The following is a 26,649-nucleotide window of genomic DNA, read 5'->3' as shown; positions in this document are numbered from 1 at the left end:
CCCGCCGGCACCATCTGCTGCAAGCTCTCGACAGAGCGGCGTGGCCGCCTCGTCAACGCCGATCGGTGGGCCGAGCGCCATGACTACCAGCGCCGCGACCTCGGTCAGGCGTAGACCTGAGCCATCCGTAGGACGACCACGGTCGCATCGTCATGACGTTTGCCCCGCCAGCGCCGCGGGTTCGGATCATCGCGTTCGGCGCTACGCACGGCACGGATGAGCGCCTCGGGGCCGCTTGCCTCGCATAGGGCAAAGACGTCGCTCCAACCCCACCCGTAACGCTCAGTCAGGCGTGAGACGCCGTCGGTGCATAGCAGGATCTGTGTGACCGAGCGCTGTGGAAGGGCTCCCGTCAGCGCGTGTTCGGCCGCAGCAGGCGCGGCTCCCAGGACCCAGAACCCGCCTGGCCGATTGCGAATCGTTGCCACATAGGCCGGCGAGTAGGTGCGTACACGGCCCTCGACAACCGGTGCGCCGGGCAGGCGATCAACCCGGTCATCGATGATGCTCGTGGGTTCGCTTTGCCCTTGGTCGATGACGACCGCGCAGTCACCGACCACCAACCACTCGACTTGGTCATCTCGAAGCCGAATGATCGCGGCTGTCGCCCCTGGGGAGAGTGGGTGGCTTAGGTCGCAGGCCGGGCCATGATCGGCCATGGTTGCCTCGATCGCAGAGCGGGCTATCGCGGCGAGCGGCTGCTCTGGCCGCTCGGCCAGGTGGCGGCTGAGATGGGCGCCGAGGCGAGCAACGATCCAGGTGACGGGGTGAATGCAGCCGCCTGACTCGTTGGGATAGCGACCTGCGCCGTCTAGGACCAGGGCCCACCCGTCGCCGACGGCGAAGTGGTCCTCGTTGGGGCCGTCCGGCGCCGCCTCCGTTGCGGCCGTGTAGGTGATGTGCACAGGCCGCCTCAGTCGGGGATCTTGAATCGGTACGACATCTGGACCATATCGCCTGCGATGACGGCGAGCATGACTTCCACGGGGCGTCCGGCGGTGTCGTACGTCGTGCGGGCCAGGTCTACCACCGGCGTTCCTGCAGGCAGGCGTAGGGCTGCGCTCTCTGGGCCGGTCGGCATGCGGACCGACCACTCTTCGGTGATCTCGTCCAGCTCGTAACCGGCTTCCTCAAGGCGTGCGTAGCTTCCGCCGGGGCCGGTGTCTTCTTCCTGGATCTGGGTGCCCTTGACCACGCCCAACTCGAAGTACGAGTCGGCGAGCTGGTTGGGCCTGTCATCGACGAGGGTGGTGCGCCGCCGGACCCAGACCGGGGTGCCAACGGGGATCTTGAAGCGCTCGGCGACGGCTGCAGGCGCCGGCGTTTCGGCGAGTTCTCGCAGCAGTTGGCCAGCGGTATGTCCTTGAGACTCTGCCTCTGCTGTCAAGATCGCCCGGCCTGCCCTCCAGCGGCTCTTGGCGTACCTGTCGATGCCGTGGCGACGAGCGGACGGCCGCTCTCGTACGAAGGTGCCCTTGCCTTGCATGGTGATGACGAGTCCCTGCTGTTTGAGCAGGTCGATCGCCTTACGTGCCACGGCAAGGCTCACGAGGTTGTCCGCTGCAATGTCGTCGAGCGTGGGCAATTGATCGCCTGGCCGGTACGCGCCCGTTTCGATCTTCAACCGGATCTCATCGGCGACGCGGACTTGCATCGGGCGGGCATCTGTCGGGCCGGTGCTCATGCCCACAGAGTAGACCGTTTGAAGGTCTGCATACAGAGTGCTTGACCCGCGAGGGATAGACGACTTACTGTTGTCCGCACGTTGATAGGTCTGCATACAGACCTACGGACCTTTCCTTGGCCTTGTGTGTGGCCACGGAAAAGGCCCCGGCGGGATTGGGCCCCGCCGAGGCCGCGGCATCCCACCCCAAGGAGGCTCAGATGCCAGCAATGAGGGTACGTGCTGCCCGGATACATCCGGCGCAGCCCCGACCTGGATCGACGGCCAACGACGTGTCTGCGCTGGTGGCGCGGGCTCAGGCCGGTGATGTGGAGGCGTTCGGCGCGGTCTATGACCGGTACGTCGACCAGGTCTTCCGGTTCGTCTACCGGCGGGTTCTGGATCGGCAGGTGGCTGAGGACCTGACGTCGGAGACGTTCCTGCGGGCGCTGCGTAACCTGGCCAGCTTCCGGCGGCCGGGCGGCGACTTCGGCGCGTGGGTGACCACGATCGCCCGGAACCTGACGATCAACCACCAGGCGTCGCACCAGCGGCGTGAGCGGCCGGTGGCGGAGCTGCGCGACGCGGCCCCGGTCGACCGGGCGCCGGGCCCGGAGGCCGCCGCGGTGGACACCCTGACTCGTGAGGCCCTGATGGCCGGGATCGAGCAGCTCAGCCCGGTGCAGCGGCAGTGCATCGTCCTGCGCTACCTGCGGGAGCTGTCGATCGAGGAGACGGCGCAGGTGCTGGGCAAGACCCCGGCGGCGATCAAGGCGGTGCAGCACAAGGCGCTGAAGGCGCTGCGCGGGCTGCTGCCGGTGACGGCGGTGATGCCGGCATGAGCGCCGCGACGATGACGACGGCCAACGGCGCCGACCGGTCGACGCTGGTACGGGCCGCGCAGGGTAAGACGGCCCCCACGCAGCGGGTGTCGATGGGCATCGGGGTTATCGCCGGCCCCGGCACGTCGGCCGCCGCGCCCGAGCCGGGCACGGTCGCCCGGTCGATGGAGCAGTTGTTGGGCGTGGCGGCCGCGAGTGAGTCGGCGCGGACCCGGCAGCTCGCCGGGAAGATCAGCGGCCTGGTGGCGGAGCTGACCGGCCGGGTGGAGGCGGAGGAGACGCAGCGCCGGGAGCGGGAGGCTGCCGAGGAGCAGCGCCGCAAGCTCGCCGAGGCCGAGGCCGCCCTCACGCAGCAGCTCGCCGAGGTGCGGCAGAAGCTGCGCACCACTCGCGATTCCGTGGCATCGCCGCCCTGCAACCGTCGGGTGGGCGCCGAGCAGCGGGCCGCGATCCGCGAGTGGGCCCTGGCCAACGGCTACGAGATCAAGAACCGTGGCCGGGTCTCCCGCCAGATCGTGGAGGCGTGGGCCGCCGCGACCGGTGCGGAGGTGACCCAGTGATTACGGATGTCCTGATCCCTGCCGCTGGCGCGGTGTCGCTGCTGGCCAACGTGTGGGCCGCGCGCACCGTGCGCGGGCTGCGCGGCCGGTTGGCCGAGGCCCGCCGTCGGGCGGCCACCGATCCGCTGACCGGCCTGGCGAACCGCAACGGTCTGAGCCGGGTCCTGGCCGAGATGGCCGACGAGTCCTACGACCTGGTCCTGGTCGACTTGGACAAGTTCAAGCAGGTCAACGACACCTACGGCCACGCCGCCGGGGACCGGCTGCTGGTCGAGGTCGCCGCCCGGATCTCGACGATCGTGGCCGACATCGACGGCGCGGTGGTCGCCCGCCTCGGCGGCGACGAACTGGTCCTGGCGTGCCCGTCGCCAGCGCCGCTGGCGCAGATCCTCGGCGCCGAGGTCATCACGGCTCTGGCGGAGCCGATCGAGGTCGCCGACGGCGTTGCGGTGCCGGTGCGGGCCAGCGTCGGCGCGGTCCACGTCACGGCCGGGGAGGACTCGTCCCGGGCCATGGCGGCGGCCGACGCCGCGGCGTACGAGGTCAAGCTGCGTGGCGGTGACGGGCTGGTCGAGCACAGCGTGCTGGCCGAGCTGCCCGAGGTCGAGCAGCGGCCGATGGTGCGGCTGCGGGAGATGGCGGCCCTGGTGCGGGTGCTGGGGGTGACGGGATGACGACCCCGACCGCCCTGGATGTGACCGCGGTGCTGGACCGGTACCGCGCCGGTCTGCGGACCGTGTCGGACGCCGAGCTGGAGCGTCGGGCCGCGACGGTCGCGGCCCTGCCCGGCCGGCTCGCCGACGAGCTGCGGCACCTGGTCGACGCGGAGCGGGACCGCCGGCAGGCCGCGCGCCGGCCGGCACCGTCGACCCCGGCGCCGGGCCGGTCGCGGGCGCTGCGGGCCGCCGCCGGTACGGCGGTCGCGGGAGCGCCCGTCGCGGTGCTCGCCGGCCGGGCCCTCGCCGACTACGCCGGCCAGGTGCCGCAGGCCCTGGTCTACTCCCCGGCCGTCGCGGCCGGCCTGGTCGCCGTCGCGGTAGGCGGCAGCCGGCTGGCCCGGTGGATCGACGACCGCCGCCACCCCTTGGCGGTGGACGTCGACGAGGCCGACCTCGACCCGTACGGCAAGGAGCTGCTGGCCCGGGTCCGGGCGCAGCGGCTGGCACGCGGGGAGGTGTGCTGATGGCCGGCCTGCTGGTGGTGCGGGTGCACCTGGACTGGACCACCCCCGGCCACTACGACCGTGACCGGTCGCTGCCCTGCCGGGTCTGCGCCACTGCCACGAAGATGCGCGACAGCCGAGGGCAGGCGTGCCACCAGTCGTGCGCGGAGCACGAGATCGCCCGGGAGCTGCTCGGCGCCGGCCAGGCGCTGATCGCCGACGAGCGGGTGCCGTCCCCGGCACAGCTTGCCCACGGCCGACTGGCGACGGAGGGAAGCCCGCAGTGAACCGGAAGGTTGCCGACTGGGGTCCGTGGATCGCGATGGCGGCCGCGGTGGTCCTCACAGCCAAGGGTGAGTTCGACTTGGCGGTGCTCGCGCACTTCGCGTGGCAGATCGCCTGGATGTTCCCGGTGATGCTCGACGTGTACGTGATCACCGCGTTCCACCGTCGCGCCTGGAAGGACATGGTCGTCGGCATGCTGCTGATGATCTTCTGTCAGGTCGCGGTGCACCTCCTCCCGGTCTTTATCGACACCGCGGCCGGCGAGGAGGTGCCGTGGGGCCTCGTGGTGGCGGTCGCCTGCATCGCGCCGATCGTGGTCGTCAGGGTCAAGATCCTCACCGGCCGCACCGGAAAGGAGATCGCGGCGGCGGAGGAGGCGGCCCGGCAGGCGGAAGAGGTCCGGGCGGCGTGGGCGGAAACCGTCGCCGCGCGGGCGGCGCAGGCGGAAGCCGAGAAAGCGGCGCGGGCGGAAACGGCGCGGGCCGAGACGGAAACCGCTGCCCGGGTGGAGGCGGAAACCCGCGCGGTCGAGGCGGAAACGCGGGCGCAGGCGGAGGCGGAAACGCGGGCGGAAATCGAGGCCGCCACGGAGGCGGAAATCGCCGACCACGTCCGGGCCGTCGCCGAGGCCCGCGAGGCCGCCAAGGCCGCCGAGCAGCGGGCCGCGGCAGAGGCGGAGTCGGCGCGGTTGGCCGAAGGGCGGCTGGCCGAGGCTCGCGACGCTGCGGACCGGGCCGCCGCCGGCCGGGCCATCGCCGAGCGGACCGCCGCCGAGCGGGTTCGGACGCTCACCGACGCCGCTGAGCAGGCCGAACGCGACTACCAGGACGCCCTGGCCGAGGCCCGTGTCGACGCCCGTGCAGCCCAGGACCAGGCCGCCGCGCTGGACGAGACGGTGCGGGCGCTGCGGGCGCAGCTCGACGAGGCGCAGCGTTTCGCCGAGCGGCAGGCCGCCGCCCGGGCCCTCGCCGAGCAGGAGAGCCAGGCGATCAAGGACGCCCGCGACGGCCTCGTGAACGAGCTGGAGCGCACCCGCCGTGCCCTCGCCCGTGCGCAGGCGGAAATCGGCGCGGGTCGGCAGCCGGAAATCCTGCGCCCGGCCGGGCGGAAATCCGTGGCCGCTGTTCCGGCCGAGCTGCCGGCCAACCTGCCTGACGTGGACAAGGTCCGACCGGAAACCGTCGCGATCGTGCTGGCCGCCCGAGCGGAAAACCCGGACGCGAAGCAGGCCCAGCTGGCCGAGATCACCGGGATTTCCGATCGCACGATCCGCAAGGTCCTCAACGCCGTGCCGGCGGAAATCGCCGGCCGGGTCCTCGAACTCGCCAGCGGCCACGTCGCCTGACGCCGTTTCCGGCGCCCAGGAGATGAGCCCACGGCGCTCGACCCGCCGACGGCGTCGGGTCGGGTGCCGTGGCCCCACCCCTCGGCAGCAGGAACACCCGACGACCCCGGTCTCCACCCGTACCACCCCGTACCTGATGGAGGTGATCCCGTGAGCGCCCAACCCGCCGAGGACAACTACCGACCGTCACCGACGCCGCGAATTCCATTCCGGCGCGAGGCGGACGTGGTTTCCCTGGTTCCGCCCAGGCAGGAGGCCACTCCGGCCCCTCCCCTACCGGAATCCAACCAGGACAAATTAGCGCAGAACGAGCCAGCCACTTCCGGCCCCAACTCCGGCACCGGAATTACTCTCCGTGACTTTCCGGGGGATTGGGGCAGCGTCACGGCGGTGTGGACCGGCTCCCCGGAGCCGCTGTCCGACCTGGTCGGCCTGGCCGGCCGGGCCCGCGAGGGCCAGGACGCGCAGGCGATCGTGATGGCCTGCTGGGCCGTGCTGGTGCTCATCCCCCGTGGGCTGCTGCACCTGGCCTCGTGGGTCCTGGCTCATCCCCTCCGATCGCTGGCCGCCGCCGCGGTGGCCGCGGTCCTCGTCGCAACCCTCTAGAGAGGAGGCACCTGTCATGACCAGCGCACTGATTGTGCTCGGCGGACTCGTCTACATCGCCCTGTCGATCGTCTTCCACTTCACCCCCCGCCTGCGGGTCGTGGTCGCCATGGCGGTCGGCGCGCTGCTCGCTGGCGTCGTCGTCACCCAGGTCAACAAGTGGCTCGCCAACGGCATCGACAAGATCGCCGGACCGATCGGCGACTGGATCGGCCAGGACACCAAGGACGTGGCGCTGGCCATCCCCACCGCGCTCGGCCTCGCGCTGGCGATCGTCGTGATCGTGTTTCTGCGCGGCAAGGGCGGCGGCAAGGCCGGCGGCAAGGGCGCGGCCGGCAAGGGCGGCGGCGCCGGTGGCGGCAAGGCCAAGCTGGCCCACGTCGCGCTGACCTGTGCCCTGCTGCTGCCGATGATCATCGGCGGTCTCGGCGAGACGATCCGGGACGTGGTCCAGTGATCTTCTTCGACATCCTGGTGTACCTGGCGGTGGCGAAGATTGCCGTGCTGTTGCTGGAAGACGCCGCCTACGCGGTCCGGGGCAAGCAGTCCCCGCGCCGGCAGGCCCGCGCCCGCCACCAGGCCGCCCAGCAGAAGGCCGCCGAAGGTGCTACCGGCAGCGCGGGCGGCGCCAGCGCCGGCCGGGGAACGGGCGGCACCCTCGCGGCGGCGGACGGCTACGTCGCCGGCCTGATCGAGGACGCCACCGAGCGCGCCCGGGCACGCCGCCGCCGCGCCGCCGCCCGCAAGCGCGGCGCCCAGGCCGTCGACGGGGTCGTGGTCGACGTCGACGTCGACGGCCGCTGGTACGCCGACTGCGACCTGTGCGGTTGGTCCAGCCGCCCGTACCGGATCGAGGCCAACGCCCTCGGCGCCGGCCGGGAGCACACCCGCACCGAGCACCCCGACCAGTACAGCGGGGAGCCCGAGCCCACCCAGGTCACCACCGATTCCGCCGAGTCCCCCGCTCGCGTCCCCGCCAGCGACGGTGAGGAGGAGCCGCGCCGGCCGGCGTTGCGGGTGATTCCCGGCGGCGCCCAGGACACGGAGCAACCGGCCCCGCGGCAGCCCACCGCCGCGCCGGCCGCCAGCGAGCGGACCGAGACGGACGACCAGCGGCAGGGGCCGGAATCGTCGGTGGTCCACGACACCTGCTTCTACTGCCCCGGCTGCGCGAAGTGCCGGCCGCCGCGCTTCGGGTGGCGGTGCCGGGTCTGCGGCCAGCGCGACGAGACCTTCACCTCGATGAAGGAGGCCGAGGCGGCAGGCACGCAGCACACGTGCCCCCCACGGCCCGCCGACCCGGCACCGGCCGGGCCGCCCAGCCAGACCGATGTGGAGCGGATGCGGTCCGAGCTGTACGGCAAGTGCGCCCACCGCACCGTCCGCGAGGGCTTCCCGGACGAGTGGTGCCCCAACCCGGTCGGCTCGGACAGCCCGTACTGCACCGCCCACCAGACCTCCGGCACCGCCGCCGGGGACGACCAGCACCACCCGGCCGCCACCGCGGCGGCCGGCACCACGTCCAGCACCACCGATCTGAAGGAGATGACCGTGAACCTGGAAGCCACTGGCCCGGACGAGATCCGCGCCGCGTTCACCCAGGCGGCCGAGGCGGCCGGGGAGCGGGCGGAGGAAGTCGCCGGGGTCGCCGGCGTCCTGACCGAGGCCGCCGACCGCTACGAGGGCCTGGAGATGGCCGCCTCCACCGTCGGTCACCTGCGCGACGCCGCGGAGGCGTTCGCGTCCGCCCAGGCGGCGCTGAACACCGCCCAGGAGGAGCTGCAGGCCGCCCTGGCCGACTTCAACGCCAAGGACGGCCAGGTCGCCGAGGCCGTCGCCGACGCCGGCGGCAACGTCGCCAGCAAGGAAGTCCTGGTCGGCTGACCAGCCCGGGCCCCGGGGCGATCGCCGCCCCGGGGCCCCGATCCCCGAGCATCCCCGTCTCGCCAGCCCTGCCCGAAGGAGCCCCGCCGATGTCGACCCGGACCGTCTCCGAGATCCGCGCGGACCGCGCCGCCAAGGTCGGCCGCGCCCTGACCGCCTTGCTCGCCGTCACCGCCTACGCGGTCAGTTGGATCGTCAAGCGCAGCTGGCGGCGGCTGTTCCCCTTCTACTGGGTGCTCGCGGAGCTGGTCGTCGCGTCGGCCGCCGGGCCGCTGGGCGTGTCCTGGCAGACGGTGGCAATCCTCGCCCTGGCGATCGCCGCGACGGCGGCCGGGTGGCGTGCCCGCAGCCGCGCCGTACGTGCCTGGCGGGCCGCGATCGCCGTGGTGCTCGGCACCTTCGCGGTGGCCACGGTCGACGCCGGCGGCCCGGCCGCCCTGGCCGCGCACCCCACGCTGACGATCTTCGGGCCGACCCTCGCCGGCGCGGTCCTCGGCTGGCCGTGGTGGTTCCACCTGCGCCAGCGGCCCCCGGAGCCCGAGCCGGAGCAGCAGGAGGTGGCACCGGTGGTCGATGTGCCGGCCGAGGTGGATCCGCTGACCGCGCACTGGGAACAGCGCTGGCAGACCGAGGTGGTCGGGCAGGGCGTGTGCGCCGGGACCACGCTGGTCAAGGCGATCGAGCCCCGGCCCGGGGTCACCGAGGCCCTGGTGCGCCTGGCCCCGGGTACCAAGCCCGGTCCGCTGTTCAAGTCGGGTCCGGACGTGGAGGTCGCCCTGGACCTCAACGAGGGCGCGGTTGGCTGGCGCTCCACCGGCAAGACCGCCCGGCTGCGCGTCATCCTCGTCGAGAACTCCTACATCGCTGGCGGGGTCAAGTGGACCGGCCCCACCTACAACGGCGGCCGCTTCGAGATCGTCCGGTTCACCGACGGCTCCCCCGGCCACTGGGTGGTGTCCCGGCCGAACTTCGGCGTGCTCGGCGGCCTGGTCGTCGGATCCACCGGCTCCGGCAAGTCCCGCGCCCTGGGCGCGTTGATCGCGAACCTGCTCGAAGGCGGTGTCCAGGTCGCCGTCGGCGACCCGCAGAACGGGCAGAGCCTGCCGGCGTGGAAGGACGCCGTCGACTACCACCCCGGTGTCGACAAGACCGTGCTGCTCGGCCGCCGGGTGCACGCCGAGGTGATGCGCCGCTCGAAGCTGCTCGCCGACGCCGGCGTCGACGCCTTCGACGAGAACGACCCCCGAGTCAAGGCCCTCGGCCTGCGCGCCTTCGTCGTGATCATCGACGAGTGCCAGCTCGTGCTGATCCCGAACACCCCGATCGTCGCGCTGTTCGAGCAGACCGCCGAGACGATGCGCAAGACCGGCGTCGGCATCGTCCTGGCCACCCAGCTCCCGCAGATGAAGTCCCTCGGCGGGTCGGTGCGGCTGCGCGACGCCCTGGTCGCCGGCAACGCGCTGATCCTGCGGCTGTCCAACCGCGGCTCCGGCACCACGATCCTGCCCGACGACTTCGTCGGTGACCCGTTCGCCCTGCCCCGCGAACTTGAGGACGGTACGCCCACTGCGGGCATGGGCTACCTGCGCCACAGCAACCGCGTCGGGATGCGCTGCCGCGTTCCCCACCTCGACGAGACCACCGTCGCGGCCGAGAGCCCCCGCGTCCCGGTCCGCTGGAACGTGCCCGAGATCGACCCGGCCAGCCCCATCGTGCTGCCCGGCCACCGCGCCCCCGCCGCCAAGGCCACCGCCGCCGCGGGCGGCGGTAGCGCGGTGGATCGGCTGCGCGCCGCGTTCAGCGGTGGACGCAAGGCCACGACCACGGTGGTGGAGCAGGTCACGCCGGCCACGCCCGCCGAGTGGGTCCTCGCGTGCTTGCGCCGCGGCCCGGCCTCCGCGCAGGCACTGCTGGACCGCCCCGACTGCCCGGTCAACCAGTCGCAGCTCTACGCCCTCCTGGGCCGACTCAAGGACGCCGGCCGCATCACCCCGCCCGCCCAGCGCGGCGGCCCGTTCACCATCGCGAGCTGACCGCCTCCGTGACAGCCGACCGCACCGGGGTCGGCTCTCGCGGTGGCCGCCACGCCCACCCCCGACCCCCCTGCCGCACACCTGGTCCGGACAAGGAGACCCCCGATGGCCAGCACCGCCCGCCGCCCCCGCAAAAAGCAGGACGAGGTCGACCACGGCGCCGAGTTCGCCCGCCGCGCCGGCCTGGCCGCCCGCGCAGCCTGGCACGCCACCGCGGCCGCCGCCGGCCGGGCTGCCCGCAAGCTGCCCAGCCCGCACCGCACCCCCGGCGTCGACCTGCCCGGCCACGACCACGCCGGCCTCGCCCTGCTGCTGACCGGCGTCGTCACCGCCGCCGCGGTGTGGACCCACCCCGCCGGGCTGCCCGGCCGGCTCCTGGATGTCCCGGCCGGCATCGCCCAGGGCCTGCTCGGCGAGCTCGCCGTTGTCGCGCCGCTGCCCCTGCTCTGGCTGGCCATCCAGGCGATGCGCCATCCCGCCGGCACCCACACCGTGCGGATCCTCGCCCAGGCCGCCGGCACCCTGCTCACCGCCGCCGGCCTGGCCGGCCTTCTGGACCTGGCCGCCGCCGACGCGGGCGGACTGCTCGGCCGGATCACCGGCGCACTCGACGCGCTGCTCAGCGCGTGGGGCGCGGCCCCGGTCCTGGTCGGCCTGATCGCCGCCGGGCTCACCGCCGCCACCGGCATTACCCCGGTCGCCGTGGTGACCACCATCGCCGCCGCCCGCCACCGCCGCGCCCAGCTGCCCGCCGCCGCCGACGTCGACCTCGACCGGTTCGTCGACCCTGACGACGTCGACGACGTGCCGGCCGCGCCGCGCCCGGCCGCCGCGGCGGCGAGCCCTGCCCCGGTGTTCGATTCCGCGGAATCCGCGCCTCAGCCGCCGCGCCCGCGCCGCCAGCCCGCCGGCCCGGCCATGGTGGCCACGCCGGCGACGGCCGCCGCCGCGACGCCTGTGACGGCGGGTGGCTACGAACTGCCGCCGCTGAGCCTCCTGGCGGCTGGTGACCCGCCGCAGCGGCGCACCGCGGCCACCGACACCGTCAAGCAGGCCCTGCAGGGCGTCCTGGACGACTTCAAGGTCAGCGGCAAGGTGTCCGGCGCGCACCGCGGGCCGACCGTCACCCGCTACGAGATCACCATCGGCGCCGGGGTGAAGGTCGAGAAGGTCATCGGCCTGGCGAAGAACTTCGCCTACATCGTCGGCCAGCCCGAGGTGCGGCTGCTGTCCCCGATCCCGGGCAAGAGCGCCGTCGGCGTGGAGGTGCCCAACCCGGACCGGGAGGTCGTGACCCTCGGCGACGTCATCCGCTCCCGCGCCGCCCGCGACGGGCACCGCCTGCTGGTCGGCCTGGGCAAGGACATCGACGGCAAGGCCGTCACCGCGAACCTCGCGACCATGCCGCACCTGCTCCTGGGCGGCGCCACCGGCGCCGGGAAGTCCGGCTGCCTGAACACCCTGCTCGTGTCGATCCTGACCCGGGCGACGCCGGCCGAGGTGCGGCTGCTGCTGATCGACCCCAAGCGCGTCGAGCTGACCGCCTACGCCGGCATCCCGCACCTGGTCACCCCGATCGTCACCAACCCGCGCAAGGCCGCAGACGCCCTCGACTGGGTCGTGCGGGAGATGGACATGCGCTACGACGACATGGCCGCCCACGGCGTCCGGCACGTCGACGAGTTCAACCGCAAGGTCCGCGCCGGTGAGATCACCGCGCCGGCCGGCAGCGAGCGCAGCCTGGAGCCGTACCCGTACCTGGTGGTCGTGGTCGACGAGTTGGCCGACCTGATGATGGTCGCCCCCCGCGACGTCGAAGACGCCGTCGTGCGGATCACCCAGCTCGCCCGCGCCGCCGGCATCCACCTGGTCCTCGCGACCCAGCGCCCGAGCGTGGACGTGGTGACCGGGCTGATCAAGGCCAACGTGCCGTCCCGGCTCGCGTTCGCCACCAGCTCGCTGACCGACTCCCGGGTCATCCTCGACCAGCCCGGCGCGGAGAAGCTGCTCGGCCGCGGTGACGGGCTGTTCCTGCCCATGGGCGCCTCCACCCCGGTTCGGATCCAGGGCGCGTGGGTGTCCGACGCCGAGGTGGCCGCCGTCGTCGCGCACTGGCGTGGCCAGGCCACCACCGGTGGACAGCCCGCCGCCCCGGCCGCCGCCGTCGCACCGCCGGCCGCCGAGACCCCGGCACCGGTGAACACCGCGGTGGTCGACGGGCTCGATGACGACGAGCGGGCCCTGCTGCGCGAGGCCGCCGAACTGATCGTCACCAGCCAGTTCGGGTCGACCTCGATGCTGCAGCGCAAGCTGCGCATCGGCTTCGCCAAGGCCGGCCGGCTCATGGACCAGCTGGACCAGATGCGCGTGGTCGGCCCCTCCGAAGGCTCCAAGGCGCGCGAGGTCCTCGTGCGTCCCGACGAGCTGCCCGACCTGCTCGCCGCCCTCGGCGGCGACTCCCCCACCGACCCGGACGGGCGCACCGCCACGGTGCTGCCCTTCCCGCGCAGCGGCACCCGCCGCTGACCACCGACAGGAGGAACCCCCGCATGACGACCGCCACGACCCCCAGCACCACTGCGATGACCGTTCCGGTGCGGATCCAGATGACCGACACCGACGCCGCCGACGAGCCCCGCGTCAGCCAGGTGATCGTCACCGGCTGGCCGGTCGCGCCCGGCCTGGCCGTGCACGTCACCATCCAGGACGGGCAGCGCCTCGACGGCCGCTACAACCTCGCCCACCTGCCCAGCGGCCTCGCCGTCGCGCAGCAGCTGTGCGCCCGCCACATCGACCAGGCCGCCGTCGCCGCGATCGCCACCGGCATCGACTGGACCGACGACGCCGAGCAGATCCTCACCGACCCCCGCACCGCCCCGCTGCGCCCCGGCACTACCGCCTGGGACTGGTGCGGCTACGACGCCTTCTGCCGCGCGGAGGCATACCCGCGCCCCGACTCCCCCGTCTACGCCCCGACCAGCCGATAACGCCGCGCGGGCGGCCCCACCGCCTACCAAGCCCGGGGCCGCCCGCCACTCCCCCCATCCGCAACAGACGACAGGAGCTACCACCATGGTGCCCGACCCGGGTGACCCGACCTACCTCGGCGCGACGTACGCCAGCCACCCGTGACCCGCACGGACAACGCCGCCACTTCCAGATCCCCACCGCCGGCGCGCACGCCGTGCTGGTCGAGATCTCCGCCAGCATCGCCAACAGCACCTCCCGCTGCACCGGCTGCGGCCACGCCGACAGCACCTTCTCGCAACTGGAGATCCTCGCCCGCGCCGGCGCGCACGCCTCCGCCTGCGGCCGAGGCACCGCCACCGCCGCACTCGACGCCGAGGTGGCCACCGTCCGCGCCGAGTTGGCCCGCATCGACCCCAAGGCGTCGGGCTACCTGCAGATGGCCGGGGTGCTGCTCGGCGCCGGCCTGGCCGTGCTCGGCGGCGCCGGGGCCGGCGGGCACCTCTCCCCGGCCGCGCTCGCGGCCGGCGCGGCCACCACCGTGGTGGTGCTCGCCGCGGTGGTCCTGCTGCTGCTGGCCTCCCGCCCCCGCCTGGGCGGCGACTTCGGGTTCGTCGCCTACGCCGACGCCGACACCGCCCAGGACGTCCTCGCCCGCCTCGCCAGCGGAGACGCCGACCAGGCCCCGCAGATGACCGCGCTGACCCGCGCCCGGGAGCTGTGGTGGCTCTCCCGCGCCACCCGCGCCAAGTACACCGCCATCTTGCGGGCGATGCCGCTGCTGCTGGCCGGGTACGCCGGCGCGGCCGTCACCGCCGCCCTGGCGATCTGGGCCAGGTAATCGCGATGACCATGACCACCACCCTCGTCGTGCTGGACCGCGTAGACGCCTACGAGCTGTTCGCCACCGCCCGCACCGTGCTCGGCCTGCCCCTGGACGGCCGCTGGCACCTGATCGACTTACGGCGCAGTTCATATGCTGCAGGCGCTCCCCGACCAGGGCACACCCGCACTCGCCAGCCTGCATTTTCCCGTCCAGCCCTAGCGTTCACCCGGACGCCGGCGCCGGCCGCCTTCAGCCCTCAGGCGGTGAGCCGATGACCGGCCGCCGCCCGTTCGACACGTACGTCGTCGGCGCCACCGACGAGTACCGCCTGGACGTCGTCACCGACCCCGAGCCCGACAACCCGCAAGCCGTTGTCTACTACACGGCCACCGATGTCAACGCGGCCTGCCGGCAGGCCGAGAAACTGCTCGCCGCGATCGACGGGCCCACCGACCGGTACGGGGAGCTGTACGTCCACGACGGCGACGGCATCGCCCTGTACTGCGACACCATCCACCTGCCCGCGTGAGCACTTCTTTTCGCTGTACGGGCGGCCTGGGTCGATGGGTCGCCCGTTACAACGCACACGCTGCAATTCCCTTGCCGTCCATGGCTGCCCGTGTTGTCCCGATATGCAACCAGTCCGGCTGCAGGTCTACACAGGACAGTTTTGGATCGGCGCGTGTTGCTGCCCTTGGCAGTACGCGAAGCACCGTAAGATCCACGGGTTACACCCAGGCTTTGATCTTGAGGGAGTGCCCGCGCTCAACCCCTAACTGCAGACAGCAAGAGAGCCCCAAACCCCTGTTCGTTTGGCCGCGCGCAGGGTTTGAGGCTCCAACAAGCTCGGAGGACACCATAGCACCCACCTCCGGGCTGGGTGCAGTGTTGTCTCTAGACACGGTTTCCGCGTGTCGCGGCGACGTCTGCTTGCGCCCAGCCTCATCTGACGTCTGCTTGCGCCCAACCTCATCTTCCGTTGACGCAGCTCAGACTGCGTCTGCCCGGCGGGTAGGACGTAAGCCTTCTGGCTGGTCCGGCGTGTCAGGCCTGCTCACGTCTGTCTCCCTCGGCGCCGCCGCTGAGGCGGTGGGCCGGTGACCGCTGTCCTGGATGCCGCGCGTTTGGTTGAGCTGGGTTGGTGTCCGTCCTGCTACGCGCTGGGTCAGCCGGTGCCGGTGGTGCAGGGCCGGTCCCGGTGCCGGACGCACCTGGTCGACGAGCGCCTGGTCCTCGATGCCGACCGGTCGGGGCAGCTCCGCATCGGCGTTCCCGCGCAGGCCCGCCGGCGGCCGGTCTACCCGACCGGTCAGCAGACCGCGTGTGTGCGGTGCGCGGCGGCCGGCGTGGACCGGCAGGGCGTCTCCCGGGACGGGGTGGGGTCGGACCCGCTGTGTATGCCGTGTTGGCGTGGCCGCACCGACCGCGCCGCGGTGGTGGAGCGCCGGCGGCTGGTGGCCGAATTGCGCGAGCGCCTGGACGTCGAGGTGCCGGCCGGGTGCGCGGTGTGCGGGTCGGCGTGGCCGGTGCCGGAGTGCTGGCTGTGCGGCTGGTCGCACATCGCTGAGGCCCGCGCCGCCCAGGAGCGCGCCGACGCGGCCGAGGCCGCCGCGGTGGCCGCCGAGTTCGACCGGATCGCGGAGACGGAGCGGGCCCAGGAGCGCGTCGACGAGCTGGCCGCGTGGGTGGACCGGCTGCGGGCGGTGCTGGACCGGGGCCAGGCCCGGGCGGTGGAGCTGCTGGCGGATCTGCTTGCCCGTGAGGCGGCGGCCCGGTCGACGACCCGGGGCCGCCCGGGCGCCCTGCCCCGGGTCGCCGGCGTACTGGCGGTGGACGCGGACTGGCGGTCGGGGCGGCGGGCGATGCCGGGCCGGGCCCGGTGCGCGGAGTTGGCCGGCTGCACGGAGCGGGCGGTGACGGCCGCCTGGTCGCGGGCGACCGCGTTGGGTTGGGCGACGCGCGTGCAGGTGGGCCGGCGGTTGAGCCTGGCTGAGCGGGTCGAGACGGGCCGCGCCCAGGACCGCGCCGTCTACGACCTGGCGCCGTTGCACCGCGGCGACGTCGCCGCCCGGGCCGCTCACATCGACGCCGCGCGGGCGATCCTGGCGGACCTGCTGGAGCATGCCGGGGAGCTTCTGCAGGCCGCCCAGGACGAGCTGGACGGGCTGCGCGCCCGCTGCGGCGGCTGGACCGAGCGGCCGGAGGAACGGCGCCGCCAGGAGCTGCGGGCGGCGGTGGCCACCACCGTGGAGCGGGTTCGGACCCGAGTTGGCGTGGCCGTCGGCCACCCCGGCGCGTCCATCGATGTCGGTAATTTGTTCCCCCCCCACATGGTGTCTCAAGGTGAGTACTTAAGTTCCTGCTTGTCTCGGGGTTTACTGCTCTCACCGCCGATCGCTCCCGCTGCGTCGCGGGGCCGGCAGGGCCGGCGGGAGAAGCGCGCTTCGCGCTCATCGACTAACGGAGGTCGAGCGGTTCGTCCGGGGGGTGCCGGGTCACCGCGTGCACAGCGTCCTAGGCCGGCCCAGAGCGCGCATGACGCGTCACCGGCGGTCCGTGCACGTCCTGAGTGGTCGGGGTGGGCGTACGGCCTCGCACGGGCCGTTCAGGCCCGGTGGGTGTGGCTGCGCGGCGCTTCCCTGCCCCGGGTCGCCGCGACGCTGGGCGCCGCGCTGGGTCCGGACTGGACGGCCGAGGCCCTGGACGCCTGGGTGCGGCGGGCCCGGCCGCGTCCGCTGCTGGTCGAGCCCGACAGCCCGGTGGCGTACCTGCGGGCGGTGCTCGAGGACGCGCTGACCGGACCGGTGGCGCCGCCGCACCCGGCCCGCCGGCACGCCGAGCACGGCCGGGCCCTGGTCGCCGCGCAGGCCGCCGCGCAGCGCGCGCACCAGAACGCGGCACGCGCCGACCAGGACGACCGCGACCAGGCCGCCGTCCAGTCCGGCCGCCGCAGCCCGGCGGCCGAGGCGGCGCTCGCCGCGATCCGCGCCCGCACCTCCGGACACCTGCGCCGCACCGACCGCGCCGCGCTGCTCGACACCACCGCGGCCGAGTGCGAGTGGCCCGAGGTGGCGCAGCCCGGCGCCGGCCTGCCGCGCGACCTGGAGCACTGACCGGAGCCCTGCCGGCACGCCGCCCGGGGCCACGAACCGGCTCAGAGCCAATATCCCACCAATCAACGGTCCGCCCTTACCTAATCCCCTCGGACCGAGATCAAAAGCCGCGCACGTCGCTCTGAACAGCCTTAAATCGCGCGTTCATTTCTGACGGGCAACCGCCAAAGTATCAAGATCAGATACTTATGACTTTCAAAAACTCCGTAAGTCTTATGAGTTTTGCGAAAGTAATAGTGTAGGATGTTGGTATGGATAACGAGGTGAAGGTGTCCGGATCGGCTGTTCCAGGGTCGGAGTCCGGGCCGCGTGAGCGGCGGTGCGGCTACAGCGTGTGCGGCGCGACGCTGGTCTACAGCGGGCTCGGCAGGCCCCAGGAGTTCTGCAAGGACCGGCGGTGGCAGCCGGGCAACCGGACGTGCAAGGAGATGGCCGCCGCAGAACGCGCGGCCGAGCTGGCCACCGGCCTCGACGCCCCGCTGACGGCGTTCCGCGCCGTGGCCGGCGACCTGGTGCCGGCGATCACCGCGCTGACCGCCCGCCTGGATCCGGTACTCCCGGCGGTGCAAGAGGTCGAGGCCGGCGCCCTGGCCCGCATCGCCGAGGCCGAGACCGCGATGACGGCCGCCGTCGAGCGCGCCCAGGCCGCCGAAGCCGAGCGGGACCAGGCCCTCAACACCGCCCACCACGCGGAGCGGGAACGCGCGGCGGCGCAGACCGAGCGGCACGCCGCCGTCGCCCGCGCCACCACGGCCGAGCGGGACGCCGCGGACGCGGTCGCCCGCGCCGCCCAGGACGTCGCTGAGGCCCGCAAGGCCCAAGGGCGCGCCGAGGCCGAGGCGGAGGCCCGCGCGGCGACCGCCGCGCGGGAGGTCGAACGCCGCCGCGCGCTGGAGGCCCAGCACGACGACGTGCGCGCCCAGCTGCGCGACGCCCGCGCCGAGGTCAAGACCCTCACCGGCGAACTCCGCGCCGCGGAAAAGACCGGCCGCGCCGAGCAGGCCCGCGCGGACCGGGCCGAGGCCACCGCCGCCACCGTCACCGCCGAACGCGACGCCGCCCGCGCCGAGAGCGTCCGTCTCGCCGGCGAGGTGGCCGACCTGCGCGCCCAGCTCGACACCGCCCGCACCACCATCGAGCGGCTGCGCGTGGACCTGGCCGCCGCGACCGGCCGCGCCGAGACCGCCGAGGCCCGCGCCACCGACCAGGCCGAGCAGAACGCTGTCCTGCGCCGGGACCTGGCCGACACGCAGGCGCAGGCCCGCGCCACCGACGCCGCCCGCGCCACCGCCGAGCAGCGCGCCGAGCAGGCCGCCACCGCCGCCGCGGCGGCCACCGCCGAACGGGACACCGCCCGCACCGCCCTCGCCGAGTCCGAGACAGCCCGCCACGACGCCGAAGCCGACCTGCGCGCCGCACGGGCCGCCCTGGCCGAGGTACGCCGCCAGGTCGACCAGCTCCACACCGACCGGCGCGCCGCCGAACAGGCCGCCCAGGACGCCCGCGCCGAAGCGATCCGGCAGGAGGCCGCCACTGGCGCCGCTGCGACCCGGGCCGACCAGATCCAAGCCCAGCTCGACCAGGCCCGCGCCGACCTGGCCCGCGTCAACCAGTCGGACTGACCCCCGGCACGACCAGCGGTCCCCCGGCCCCCGACCCCTGGGTCGTCTACTTCGCTGGGCGGTAATGGGATGGCGGGGAGGGGTGGGCCGGCGGCCGATGCCGGACGCGCAGCGCGTCTGCCAGCGCGATGCCGGTCAGCACGACGACCACCGCGGCGGCGGCCACCAGCGGCGGCGCGAGGAGCAGGGGTGCCACGAGAGCTCCCAGCACCAGCACGCCGATCGGCCGGGTCGGGGACACGCCGGCGTACACGGTGTACTCGAAGCGGGCGCGGCCGGCGAGGAACAGTGCCGGTCCGCCGAGGATGACCAGGAGCCACGAGATTGGCGTGTGCCCGGTCGGCTGGTCGATGACGGCCGGTAGCCGACGGAGGTGACGACGACTCCGGCCACCATCACCAGGTGGGCGTCCGCCGCCCGCCGGCCGAGCCGGTTTGGTTGGTTCGACGATTTGAGGGTGTCGGTCAGCGTGTGCGCCCTCGTTGACGAGCCGGCTGGCCGCAGGCCGGGCCGGGGCGGCTTGCCGCTGGGCCGACCACCGGCGCCAGCGCCTTGATGCCCTCCTGCACGAAGGGCCGGGTGGTAATTACTCGTAACATTGCCTTCACACTGGGTAAGTACTTTTCAAAGATGTCGGTCTTGAAGTCGTTTCGGCACGATTTTCCCGCGTCGATCGTGGTCTTTCTGATTGCGATCCCGTTATCCCTAGGTATCGCTGCGGCGTCCGGGGCGCCGCTGCTGGCCGGGCTGGTCGCCGCCGTCGTGGGCGGTATCGTCGCTGGCGCACTCAGCGGCGCCCCGCTGCAGGTCAGCGGGCCGGCGGCCGGCCTCACCGTGATCGTCGCGGGTACCATCGTCGAGTTCGGCTTCGCCGGTACCGCCGCGATCGTGGCCGTCGCCGGCCTGATGCAGATCCTGCTGGGCATCACCCGCCTCGGCCGGGCAGCGCTCGCTCTGTCGCCAGCAGTCGTGCACGGCATGCTCGCCGGCATCGGTTTGGTCATCGCGCTGAGCCAGATCCACGTGGTGCTCGGTGGTGCGCCACAAAGCTCTGTGTGGGCGAATCTGCGTGACCTGCCCGGCCAAGTCGTCGGTCACCACAGCGTGTCCGTGGTACTCGGCGCGCTGACCATCGCACTGTTGCTGATTTGGCCACGTCTAGTCAAAACCACCTTGCTGCCGGCGGCGCTGATCGCCGTGGTTGCCGCCACTTTGGTCGCGGCGGCCCGGGGCGCCGACGTGGATCGGGTGGACCTGCCCGCCGAGCCGCTGAGTGAACTGACCTTCGCCCGCTGGCCGGACGCGCCGCTGCGGGAAATCACCGTGGCTGTCATCACCATCGCCCTGGTAGCGAGCGTGGAATCCCTGCTTTCAGCGGTAGCCGTTGATCGGATGCACGACGGCCCCCGCGCCAACCTCAACCGTGAACTCATCGCTCAGGGCACCGCGAACGCCGTCTCCGGCACGCTCGGCGGTCTCCCAGTCACCGGCGTTATCGTGCGAAGCTCGACCAATGTCGCGGCCGGCGCCCGCACCCGCACCTCGGCCATCCTGCACGGCGTCTGGATCGCCGGGTTCGTGTTGGTCGGCGCCGCATGGTTGGAAATGATCCCGATGGCCGCGCTCGCCGCCGTCCTCGTGGTGGTCGGCTTGCGGCTGGTGAGCCTCGCTCAGATCCGCACGTACGCCCGGCACCGGGAACTTCCCATCTATCTGATCACCGCGGTCGGCGTGACCGCGACGGACCTGCTCACCGGGGTCGGGCTGGGCATGGCGACGGCGGTAATCTTCATGCTGTGGCGGTTGGCCCGGTGCGAAATCCGGACCACCCAACCGGCATCCGGCACCTGGCTCGTGTCGATCACCGGAACCCTCGCGTTCATCGCCTCCGAGCGGCTCACCCGCCGACTTGCCGCGCTACCCGCCGCTCAGTACGTCGAACTCGAACTGCATCTTGATTATCTCGACCACGGCGCCTACGAAACCATCCGCGACTGGCAGGAGTCCTACACGCGAGCCGGCGGTCAGGTCCACATCAGCGAAATACACGACTCTTGGTTCCACCGTGCGGCATCCGACGGGCTCGGCACCGGCAAACGCACCCCCCGCTGCGGAACTCTGGGTCGGAGTTCTCCGGATCTCGCATGGGACGGTTCGTAGCGCGGCGAGCGCGAGACACGCTTGCCCAACCCCACCCAATTTCGTGCCAGCCGACGGCATCGGCACGGCCGGACGGTAGCGCCAGCGGATCGGCTGGCTGTGCGCACCCCAGTCGGCGGTGCGAGCGGCCCCGTGGGGCCGCCGTGGGGTCGGCCAGCGGCGCGGTGCCGGGATTGCTCTCGGTCCGTTTCCGCTGGCCGCCCTCCCGAACCGGACGTGCGGGTTGTCCCCGCATCCGGCTCTCCGTGTGTCTTGCCCGTTGATCACGTTGTGGTGGTTGTCGTGGTGGTCCAGGGGTTGGGGATCTTGCTGCCGCGGTAGCGGTAGCGTTCGATCTTGACGCTGGTTGCGCCATGGAAGGTGATCCCGTTGTGGGCGTACCGCCCGCCGTGGGTGAACCGGTGGCGGACCTCCCGCCAGGGGATGGGGTGGTGCTTGCGGCGTATCCAGGCGCCGATGCGTTTCCAGGCGTGGTAGTCGACCTGCTGGAAGTGGCGGCTGGACGAGCCGTGGCGGAAGTAGTTGGCCCAGCCTCGTAGCGACCGGCCGAGGGTCAGGAGGATCTCGTCGAGGTCGCGGTAGAGGGTGGATCTGTTCTGGGTGCACTCGCGTGTCCGGTCCCGCACGGCTCGCATGGCTTTGCGGGACGGGTAGGTGAACACGTAGGTCTTGTGGCTGCCTCGTTTGGTGCGGCGCACGATGGTGTGCCCGAGGAAGTCGAAGCCGTGATCGATGTGCACCACGCGGGTCTTGTCGTCGGCCAGGCGTAGCCCGAGCGGGGCGATGACCTGGGCGATGTCGTCGAGCAGCGCCTCGGCGTGGTGCTGGTGGCCTTTGACGAGCACGACGAAGTCGTCGGCGTAGCGCACGAGCCGCCAGGTGGCCAGCCCGCGTGCCCGCCGCCGGTGCCGCTGGTTGCCGTCACCGAAGGCTTTCCACTGCCGGTCGAAGTGCTCGTCCAGCGCGGTCAGGGCGACGTTGGCCAGCAGCGGTGACAGGATCCCGCCTTGTGGGGTGCCCCGCCACGAGTCGTGGCGTTCACCGGTGCCGGTCATGACTCCGGCCTTGAGGAACGCTTTGACCAGGGCGAGGATCTTCTTGTCCTTGATGCGTACCCGCACCCGATCCATCAGCGCCACGTGATCGATCTCGTCGAAACACGCGGCGATATCGGCTTCCACGATCCACTCGTAGTCGCGGGGGCGGGAGGTGAACGCGTGGATCTCCGCGATGGCATCATGCGCCCGTCGCATCGGCCGGAAGCCGTATGAGCAGGGCAGGAAATCCACCTCGAAGATCGGTTCCAGAACAAGCTTCAGCGCGGCCTGAACCACGCGGTCGGTGACGGTGGGGATCCCGAGCTTCCGGACCTTGCCTGAAGGCTTGGGGATCATCACCTGCCGGACCGGCGTCGGCCGGAACTGCCCGGACTTGAGCAGGTCCCGGACCTGGTCGAGGAACGCGCTCACCCCGATCCGGTGGACGATGTAGGACACAGTGGCCCGATCGACCCCGGCGGTCCGCGCTCCGGTGTTCGTGCTCACCCGCTGCCAGGCAGCGGTGAGAAACGCCGGATCGTGGACCAGGTTGAACAGATCGGTGAACCGGCGGGAGTGGTCGTCTCCCGCCCAACGGTGCAGTTTGACCTGCATCTTCCGTACCAGCGCCCGAGCGAGAATCTCGTCGGGCCAACTGACGCCGGTGTTCACCGGCGTGTCTTCGGACATTGCAGCGTTCTCCCTGTCTGACACACTGCCGCCCTTCCCCATGTGCCGGGCTTTCCCCAGCTCGGAGTACTACGGCGGCTCCGCCCCAGCCGCGCCCTTCGACGGGCGACGCGCCTATCCCGCCGCTGCCGCCCTGGCGGGGCGGGCTTGGGGAGCGTGACGCGGCCGGTTCCCACGTTCACTGTCTTCCGGTCGACGGGTGAGGCACCCGGCTGTACCCCTGCGGCATCGTCACGGCTACGCCGTAGACCTTCACCGTGACCTCCCAGGCCAGCAATCAAGAACCTCCCGAGAGTTCCCCCGACCGTCGCAGACGGCGGTCGGGGTGCGCACCGCGTACCAGCCCATATCCACCGGGTTGGAGCTGGCTATACGTGAAGAGGCCTCAGACACCGGTTCCTCTCGTATGCCTTCCCGTCTCGCTCCCCGAACCCGGCCCGTCCGGTAGTGCCGGACCGCCTCGGGTTTGTCGCGGCTGCTCCCACCCCACCCACCGTCCCGTGAGCAGGGCTGCCGCCAGCTTCACCCAGCCACTACGATGACCAGGAGATAGATGGTCTTTCACCCCTATCCGGTAAGACAGCGCCTCGTGGCGCACTTGATCCCGTAGAGGCCAATTCGGCAACCGGTGGCCACCAACCACTGCGGCGACGAACCCGCGAACCGTTCGGCAACTTCGTGCGCGACGTCCTGGTGGGGGGCCGACCGGAGTACGCCGGAAACCGGCCGTAGATCTTGAGCGCGCTGGCATGCTGCTGCGTGACTCGTGATCGCCGGGAACGAGCACGGTCAACAGCGGTTCAGTGCAGCCGGAGCGGCTCCATTTCGTCGTCGTCATCATCGCCGTCTAACGGGTCTTCGCCGTCGTCGTCGGCGTACAAGTCGGGATACCGCCGGGGGTGGGGCGAGGCTGTCGTGGGGGCACGTGAACTCGAACGGGCCTGGGTGGCGATACATGGGTGAGAGCAGGTACGTGCTGGAGGGGGTCTGACATGAGGCGAGCTGATCGGTGTGCCGTACATGCTGGCTGACCAGCAGCTCGCCGCCGAGCAGGAGTCGGACGCCTGGTATGTAAGGGCGTCGCTGGCTGACCGCTCCCAGTTCACCGTCTTGTACGACCGGCATTCCGCTGCGCTGTACCGGTACGCACACGGGCGAGTTGGTGCGGAGTTCGTTGACGACGTGGTGTCGGAGACGTTCCTGGTCGCCTTCCGGCGACGGCACCGCTACGACGTTTCCCGGCCCGATGCCCGGCCGTGGCTGTTCGGGATCCTGACGAAGGAGATCTCGCACTATTGGCGGCGGGAGCAGGCGCACTACCGGGCCATGGCGCGATCCGAGCCGACCGGTGTTGTGCCCGATCACGCGGAGCGGGTGGTGGCTGGAGCGGCGGCCCACGCGATCCGCGCGCCCTTGGCGCGCGCTCTCGCGGAACTGCCGGCCAGGGACCGCGACGTCCTGCTGCTGATCGCGTGGGGAGAGCTTAGCTATGAGGAGACCGCCCGTGCCGTCGGCATCCCCATCGGGACGGTGCGCTCACGCCTGAACCGTGCCCGGCGCAAGCTCGGCAGCGCGCTTGGCGGCGGCGATCCGACACGAGCGGTAGAGGAGTCGATGTGAACGACCGGCAGATGATCGACCAGGTCAGGGCGCTGCTTGAACCAGTGGAGCCGCCACCGTACCTGCGGGGGCAGGTGAGCAGTGTGATCGCCGGGGCGGCTGGACCGGTGCGATCGGCGCGGGCGCGGTGGAGAGTGGCCACGGTCGGTGCCGTGGCCACGACGGGTGTGCTCGCCCTGCTGGTCGGTTCGGTGGTCAGCATCGGCGGGAACCCGCCCGCTGCGAGCGCCCAGGCGGCGGAGATCCTCCACCGGGCCGCCGACGCCGCCCGGGCGGACCAGGCCCCCGCCCCGCGCGCCGACCAGTTCATCCTGACCGAGACGAAGACCTTCTTCCCGGTCGTCGGGCAGAACGATGCTGGGACGAGCATCTCCCGCTCGTGGATGTCCGTCGACGGCGCCCACGACGGCCTGATCTGGACCAGCGATCCGGCGGTCGGCGGACGGCAGTCAACGGTCATCCCGGGCTGTCGAGGTGGGCGGGCCGCAGAGTGGGGACCGGACGGCACCCTGCTGAACTCGACCCGGCCGTGCACGCCGACGCCGGCTTACCTGAGCGATCTGCCGACCGATGCCGCCGCCATGCTGACCTATTTGCAACGGATGAGTGAGGGCGCCGAGGCGAGCAGCGAGCAGACGTTCGCCAACGTGGGGGTCCTGATCCGGCGTGGATACCTGCCCGCGCAGTCCCGGGCGGCGCTGTACGAGGCGGCCACGAAGATCCCCGGGGTGGTCGCGTCCCCGGCCGTGACGGACGCTGCGGGCCGCTCCGGCATCGGAGTGTCCCTCGCCGGGAAGATCGACCGCTACGACCTCATCTTCGACCCGCAGACCTATCAGTTCCTCGGTTGGCAGGTCGTGCCGGGGGACGCGAACGCCGTCCAGCAAACGCGGCGCGAGGTGGTCCTGGACGTGGCCATCGTCGACCGCGCCGGACAAACCCCGTAACGCCGTACGTCGAACAGTGACAGTGAGTGGGGTGGCCACCGGGGCTGGGGCCACCCCCACTCATGTCAGAGGCTTACGGCCAGTACTGGAACGGGCTGATGCCGCCCCCGATCACCGAGCCGTTCTGGTTGAAGGTGTCGACGATGGTGTAGGCGTACCCGCTGCTCCCGGCCGCCGTGGCGTGCTGGGCGACCGGGTAGGCGCCGAGGTGGTCCGTTACGGTGGTGTACTTGTAGTGGTTCGTGCCGTTGACGTTGATGTACACGCGAGCGGTGCCGTAGTACACAGCGCCGCTCCAGGAGTTGATGTAGAAGTCGCCCTTGAGCGTGTTGTTGGTCCAACTGATGCAGGGCTGCACGCCGCCGTAGAGCTTGCAGCCGCCCCCGCTGGCCAGCGGCGTCACGGACTTCTGCATCTCGGCGGCGGCCTTGAGCGCCCGGTCCGAAGGCGGCGGCGGGTTCTGCTCCACCCAGTAGGTGACGTTGCTGTTAGGAGCCCCCGTTGCCTGCTCACCGGCGGACGCGGCACCAGGGGCCGACAGCGCGGCCAGCGCAGTGGTCAACGCCAGGATCGTGGCCATGCCTAACTTGCGCAGCACAAATTCCTCCTGTGGAAGTAAAGATCGCGCCCCGGTCACGCGAACATACATCAATGTCACCGAAGGTGTGGTCACGCTTACTGTTGGTTGGCTCTACCGCCATGGCCTCGCAAAGGGGGTCCTGCCAGGGCTGTTGTCGGGATCGACGCCAGTCATCGGTACGTTGAAATGTGGAGTTTCTTACAGCTCTCGGCTTTGCCCTAGCTTCCGGGGCTTTGTCTGTGCTACTCCGCCTGGCCGGCGGTGAACCGCACGACGGTGAGGATGAGCAGGAGGGTGCCGGCGAAGGCGCCGCCGCCGGTGAGGATGGCGGTGGGCGGGTTGAGGCCGCCGGCCCAGGCGAGCAGGCCGGCGCCGGCGGCGACGATGACGGCGGTCAGGGTGGCGATCGCGAGCCAGAGGCCGCGGGCGGTCGGGTCGGTCAACGGTCAGCCTTTCCGTGGTCACACCTCTCCATTTGAGAGGGGGATGGTCGGCTGACTCCGCCCTGCTCCGCAGGACGCCGGGACGTGGCGACACCGCCAAGTAATAGAGTGATAATCGCGGTTATCACTCGGCCGGCAGTGCAATCCCCACACCGGGTCGTCGGTCAGGAGTTGCGTCCGGCAGAGTGGTGTACGGCAGACCTGCAGATCAGAGCCGGTTTGACGTAGACGTGAGGCGGCCACCGCGTGATCATTCGAACTGAG

At 72.0% G+C, this 26,649-nt stretch carries 26 protein-coding genes; 20 read left to right on the top strand and 6 right to left on the bottom strand.

Annotated features, from left to right (window positions below):
• Window positions 1-104: 104 nt before the first annotated feature.
• Both ACGFIZ_RS31150 and ACGFIZ_RS31145 read right to left on the bottom strand, forming a co-directional pair.
• Window positions 105-905, bottom strand: a complete 801-nt coding sequence (locus ACGFIZ_RS31150) for a protein phosphatase 2C domain-containing protein (protein ID WP_393425909.1) — start codon at window positions 903-905, stop codon at window positions 105-107.
• 8 nt (window positions 906-913) lie between these two features.
• Window positions 914-1,684 (bottom strand): GntR family transcriptional regulator, encoded by a 771-nt coding sequence (locus ACGFIZ_RS31145; RefSeq protein WP_393425906.1) that lies wholly within the window; start codon window positions 1,682-1,684, stop codon window positions 914-916.
• Between the two features lie 200 nt (window positions 1,685-1,884).
• On the opposite strand from ACGFIZ_RS31145, the gene ACGFIZ_RS31140 reads away from it, so the two are divergent.
• The 17 genes from ACGFIZ_RS31140 to ACGFIZ_RS31060 all read left to right on the top strand — a co-directional run bounded on the left by ACGFIZ_RS31140 (window position 1,885) and on the right by ACGFIZ_RS31060 (window position 18,908).
• Window positions 1,885-2,505 (top strand): RNA polymerase sigma factor, encoded by a 621-nt coding sequence (locus tag ACGFIZ_RS31140; protein ID WP_393425903.1) that lies wholly within the window; start codon window positions 1,885-1,887, stop codon window positions 2,503-2,505.
• The gene (locus ACGFIZ_RS31135) at window positions 2,502-3,065 is read left to right on the top strand and encodes a histone-like nucleoid-structuring protein Lsr2 (RefSeq protein ID WP_393425900.1); all 564 of its coding nucleotides are present in this window, start codon (window positions 2,502-2,504) and stop codon (window positions 3,063-3,065) included. Before ACGFIZ_RS31140 ends, ACGFIZ_RS31135 begins: the two co-directional genes overlap by 4 nt.
• Window positions 3,062-3,739 (top strand): GGDEF domain-containing protein, encoded by a 678-nt coding sequence (locus ACGFIZ_RS31130; protein ID WP_393425897.1) that lies wholly within the window; start codon window positions 3,062-3,064, stop codon window positions 3,737-3,739. Before ACGFIZ_RS31135 ends, ACGFIZ_RS31130 begins: the two co-directional genes overlap by 4 nt.
• Window positions 3,736-4,248 carry a hypothetical protein gene (locus ACGFIZ_RS31125; RefSeq protein ID WP_393425894.1) on the top strand — a complete coding sequence of 171 codons (513 nt, stop codon included), beginning with the start codon at window positions 3,736-3,738 and terminating at the stop codon, window positions 4,246-4,248. The genes ACGFIZ_RS31130 and ACGFIZ_RS31125 overlap by 4 nt, the downstream gene beginning before the upstream one ends.
• Window positions 4,248-4,514 carry a hypothetical protein gene (locus ACGFIZ_RS31120; protein ID WP_393425891.1) on the top strand — a complete coding sequence of 89 codons (267 nt, stop codon included), beginning with the start codon at window positions 4,248-4,250 and terminating at the stop codon, window positions 4,512-4,514. Before ACGFIZ_RS31125 ends, ACGFIZ_RS31120 begins: the two co-directional genes overlap by 1 nt.
• 35 nt (window positions 4,515-4,549) lie before the next feature.
• Entirely contained in the window at window positions 4,550-5,857 is a 1,308-nt protein-coding gene (locus tag ACGFIZ_RS31115; RefSeq protein ID WP_393425888.1) for a hypothetical protein, read from the top strand.
• Window positions 5,858-6,247: 390 nt separating this feature from the next.
• A complete protein-coding gene (locus tag ACGFIZ_RS31110; RefSeq protein ID WP_393425885.1) occupies window positions 6,248-6,463 on the top strand; it encodes a hypothetical protein in 216 nt (71 codons plus the stop codon).
• Between the two features lie 16 nt (window positions 6,464-6,479).
• Window positions 6,480-6,920 (top strand): hypothetical protein, encoded by a 441-nt coding sequence (locus tag ACGFIZ_RS31105; RefSeq protein ID WP_393425882.1) that lies wholly within the window; start codon window positions 6,480-6,482, stop codon window positions 6,918-6,920.
• Window positions 6,917-8,347 (top strand): hypothetical protein, encoded by a 1,431-nt coding sequence (locus ACGFIZ_RS31100; RefSeq protein WP_393425879.1) that lies wholly within the window; start codon window positions 6,917-6,919, stop codon window positions 8,345-8,347. The genes ACGFIZ_RS31105 and ACGFIZ_RS31100 overlap by 4 nt, the downstream gene beginning before the upstream one ends.
• A gap of 89 nt (window positions 8,348-8,436) precedes the next feature.
• A complete protein-coding gene (locus ACGFIZ_RS31095) occupies window positions 8,437-10,380 on the top strand; it encodes an FtsK/SpoIIIE domain-containing protein (RefSeq protein WP_393425876.1) in 1,944 nt (647 codons plus the stop codon).
• Window positions 10,381-10,485: 105 nt separating this feature from the next.
• Window positions 10,486-12,906: a DNA translocase FtsK gene (locus ACGFIZ_RS31090; protein WP_393425873.1), complete on the top strand. Its 2,421-nt coding sequence runs from the start codon at window positions 10,486-10,488 to the stop codon at window positions 12,904-12,906.
• 23 nt (window positions 12,907-12,929) lie between these two features.
• Window positions 12,930-13,367 (top strand): hypothetical protein, encoded by a 438-nt coding sequence (locus ACGFIZ_RS31085; RefSeq protein ID WP_393425870.1) that lies wholly within the window; start codon window positions 12,930-12,932, stop codon window positions 13,365-13,367.
• Between the two features lie 101 nt (window positions 13,368-13,468).
• Entirely contained in the window at window positions 13,469-14,188 is a 720-nt protein-coding gene (locus ACGFIZ_RS31080) for a Pycsar system effector family protein (RefSeq protein WP_393425867.1), read from the top strand.
• 5 nt (window positions 14,189-14,193) lie between these two features.
• Complete coding sequence (locus ACGFIZ_RS31075) at window positions 14,194-14,448, top strand: hypothetical protein (protein ID WP_393425864.1); 255 nt, start codon at window positions 14,194-14,196, stop codon at window positions 14,446-14,448.
• Window positions 14,445-14,702 carry a hypothetical protein gene (locus ACGFIZ_RS31070; protein WP_393425861.1) on the top strand — a complete coding sequence of 86 codons (258 nt, stop codon included), beginning with the start codon at window positions 14,445-14,447 and terminating at the stop codon, window positions 14,700-14,702. The genes ACGFIZ_RS31075 and ACGFIZ_RS31070 overlap by 4 nt, the downstream gene beginning before the upstream one ends.
• Before the next feature lie 568 nt (window positions 14,703-15,270).
• Window positions 15,271-17,286, top strand: coding sequence for a hypothetical protein (locus ACGFIZ_RS31065; protein ID WP_393425858.1), 2,016 nt, complete (start codon window positions 15,271-15,273; stop codon window positions 17,284-17,286).
• A gap of 251 nt (window positions 17,287-17,537) precedes the next feature.
• Window positions 17,538-18,908: a hypothetical protein gene (locus ACGFIZ_RS31060; protein WP_393425856.1), complete on the top strand. Its 1,371-nt coding sequence runs from the start codon at window positions 17,538-17,540 to the stop codon at window positions 18,906-18,908.
• A 46-nt stretch (window positions 18,909-18,954) separates the two neighbouring features.
• Here ACGFIZ_RS31060 and ACGFIZ_RS31055 read toward each other — a convergent pair whose 3' ends face one another.
• Window positions 18,955-19,260, bottom strand: coding sequence for a low temperature requirement protein A (locus tag ACGFIZ_RS31055; protein WP_393425936.1), 306 nt, complete (start codon window positions 19,258-19,260; stop codon window positions 18,955-18,957).
• 278 nt (window positions 19,261-19,538) lie between these two features.
• Between ACGFIZ_RS31055 and ACGFIZ_RS31050 the strand changes: the two genes are divergently transcribed.
• Entirely contained in the window at window positions 19,539-21,068 is a 1,530-nt protein-coding gene (locus ACGFIZ_RS31050; RefSeq protein ID WP_393425853.1) for a SulP family inorganic anion transporter, read from the top strand.
• A gap of 263 nt (window positions 21,069-21,331) precedes the next feature.
• Here ACGFIZ_RS31050 and ltrA read toward each other — a convergent pair whose 3' ends face one another.
• The gene (gene ltrA, locus ACGFIZ_RS31045) at window positions 21,332-22,795 is read right to left on the bottom strand and encodes a group II intron reverse transcriptase/maturase (RefSeq protein ID WP_393425850.1); all 1,464 of its coding nucleotides are present in this window, start codon (window positions 22,793-22,795) and stop codon (window positions 21,332-21,334) included.
• Between the two features lie 1,020 nt (window positions 22,796-23,815).
• On the opposite strand from ltrA, the gene ACGFIZ_RS31040 reads away from it, so the two are divergent.
• The gene (locus tag ACGFIZ_RS31040) at window positions 23,816-24,415 is read left to right on the top strand and encodes an RNA polymerase sigma factor (protein ID WP_393425847.1); all 600 of its coding nucleotides are present in this window, start codon (window positions 23,816-23,818) and stop codon (window positions 24,413-24,415) included.
• Between the two features lie 11 nt (window positions 24,416-24,426).
• On the top strand, window positions 24,427-25,362 hold the full coding sequence (locus tag ACGFIZ_RS31035) for a CU044_5270 family protein (RefSeq protein WP_393425933.1): 936 nt from the start codon (window positions 24,427-24,429) through the stop codon (window positions 25,360-25,362).
• 73 nt (window positions 25,363-25,435) lie between these two features.
• Here ACGFIZ_RS31035 and ACGFIZ_RS31030 read toward each other — a convergent pair whose 3' ends face one another.
• Together ACGFIZ_RS31030 and ACGFIZ_RS31025 are read right to left on the bottom strand one after the other, a co-directional pair.
• On the bottom strand, window positions 25,436-25,960 hold the full coding sequence (locus ACGFIZ_RS31030) for a hypothetical protein (protein ID WP_393425844.1): 525 nt from the start codon (window positions 25,958-25,960) through the stop codon (window positions 25,436-25,438).
• 224 nt (window positions 25,961-26,184) lie between these two features.
• Window positions 26,185-26,385: a hypothetical protein gene (locus tag ACGFIZ_RS31025; RefSeq protein ID WP_393425841.1), complete on the bottom strand. Its 201-nt coding sequence runs from the start codon at window positions 26,383-26,385 to the stop codon at window positions 26,185-26,187.
• Window positions 26,386-26,649 lie beyond the last annotated feature (264 nt).

The organism is Micromonospora sp. NPDC048830 (genome assembly GCF_043198215.1).
Taxonomy (GTDB): domain Bacteria; phylum Actinomycetota; class Actinomycetes; order Mycobacteriales; family Micromonosporaceae; genus Micromonospora.
The sequence above is the reverse complement of the archived record's forward strand: the minus strand, read 5'-3'. Positions and strand labels throughout refer to the sequence as shown.

What these genes read in the sequence shown, in the direction of transcription:
- ACGFIZ_RS31035 (WP_393425933.1), top strand. Translation starts at nt 24,427, where the DNA reads ATGATCGACCAGGTCAGGGCGCTGCTTGAACCAGTGGAGCCGCCACCG.
- ACGFIZ_RS31115 (WP_393425888.1), top strand. Translation starts at nt 4,550, where the DNA reads ATGGCGGCCGCGGTGGTCCTCACAGCCAAGGGTGAGTTCGACTTGGCG.
- ACGFIZ_RS31040 (WP_393425847.1), top strand. Translation starts at nt 23,816, where the DNA reads ATGCTGGCTGACCAGCAGCTCGCCGCCGAGCAGGAGTCGGACGCCTGG.
- ACGFIZ_RS31140 (WP_393425903.1), top strand. Translation starts at nt 1,885, where the DNA reads ATGCCAGCAATGAGGGTACGTGCTGCCCGGATACATCCGGCGCAGCCC.
- ACGFIZ_RS31085 (WP_393425870.1), top strand. Translation starts at nt 12,930, where the DNA reads ATGACGACCGCCACGACCCCCAGCACCACTGCGATGACCGTTCCGGTG.
- ltrA (WP_393425850.1), bottom strand. Translation starts at nt 22,795, where the DNA reads ATGTCCGAAGACACGCCGGTGAACACCGGCGTCAGTTGGCCCGACGAG.
- ACGFIZ_RS31145 (WP_393425906.1), bottom strand. Translation starts at nt 1,684, where the DNA reads ATGAGCACCGGCCCGACAGATGCCCGCCCGATGCAAGTCCGCGTCGCC.
- ACGFIZ_RS31135 (WP_393425900.1), top strand. Translation starts at nt 2,502, where the DNA reads ATGAGCGCCGCGACGATGACGACGGCCAACGGCGCCGACCGGTCGACG.
- ACGFIZ_RS31090 (WP_393425873.1), top strand. Translation starts at nt 10,486, where the DNA reads ATGGCCAGCACCGCCCGCCGCCCCCGCAAAAAGCAGGACGAGGTCGAC.
- ACGFIZ_RS31075 (WP_393425864.1), top strand. Translation starts at nt 14,194, where the DNA reads ATGACCATGACCACCACCCTCGTCGTGCTGGACCGCGTAGACGCCTAC.
- ACGFIZ_RS31095 (WP_393425876.1), top strand. Translation starts at nt 8,437, where the DNA reads ATGTCGACCCGGACCGTCTCCGAGATCCGCGCGGACCGCGCCGCCAAG.
- ACGFIZ_RS31060 (WP_393425856.1), top strand. Translation starts at nt 17,538, where the DNA reads ATGGATAACGAGGTGAAGGTGTCCGGATCGGCTGTTCCAGGGTCGGAG.
- ACGFIZ_RS31050 (WP_393425853.1), top strand. Translation starts at nt 19,539, where the DNA reads ATGTCGGTCTTGAAGTCGTTTCGGCACGATTTTCCCGCGTCGATCGTG.
- ACGFIZ_RS31120 (WP_393425891.1), top strand. Translation starts at nt 4,248, where the DNA reads ATGGCCGGCCTGCTGGTGGTGCGGGTGCACCTGGACTGGACCACCCCC.
- ACGFIZ_RS31070 (WP_393425861.1), top strand. Translation starts at nt 14,445, where the DNA reads ATGACCGGCCGCCGCCCGTTCGACACGTACGTCGTCGGCGCCACCGAC.
- ACGFIZ_RS31125 (WP_393425894.1), top strand. Translation starts at nt 3,736, where the DNA reads ATGACGACCCCGACCGCCCTGGATGTGACCGCGGTGCTGGACCGGTAC.
- ACGFIZ_RS31105 (WP_393425882.1), top strand. Translation starts at nt 6,480, where the DNA reads ATGACCAGCGCACTGATTGTGCTCGGCGGACTCGTCTACATCGCCCTG.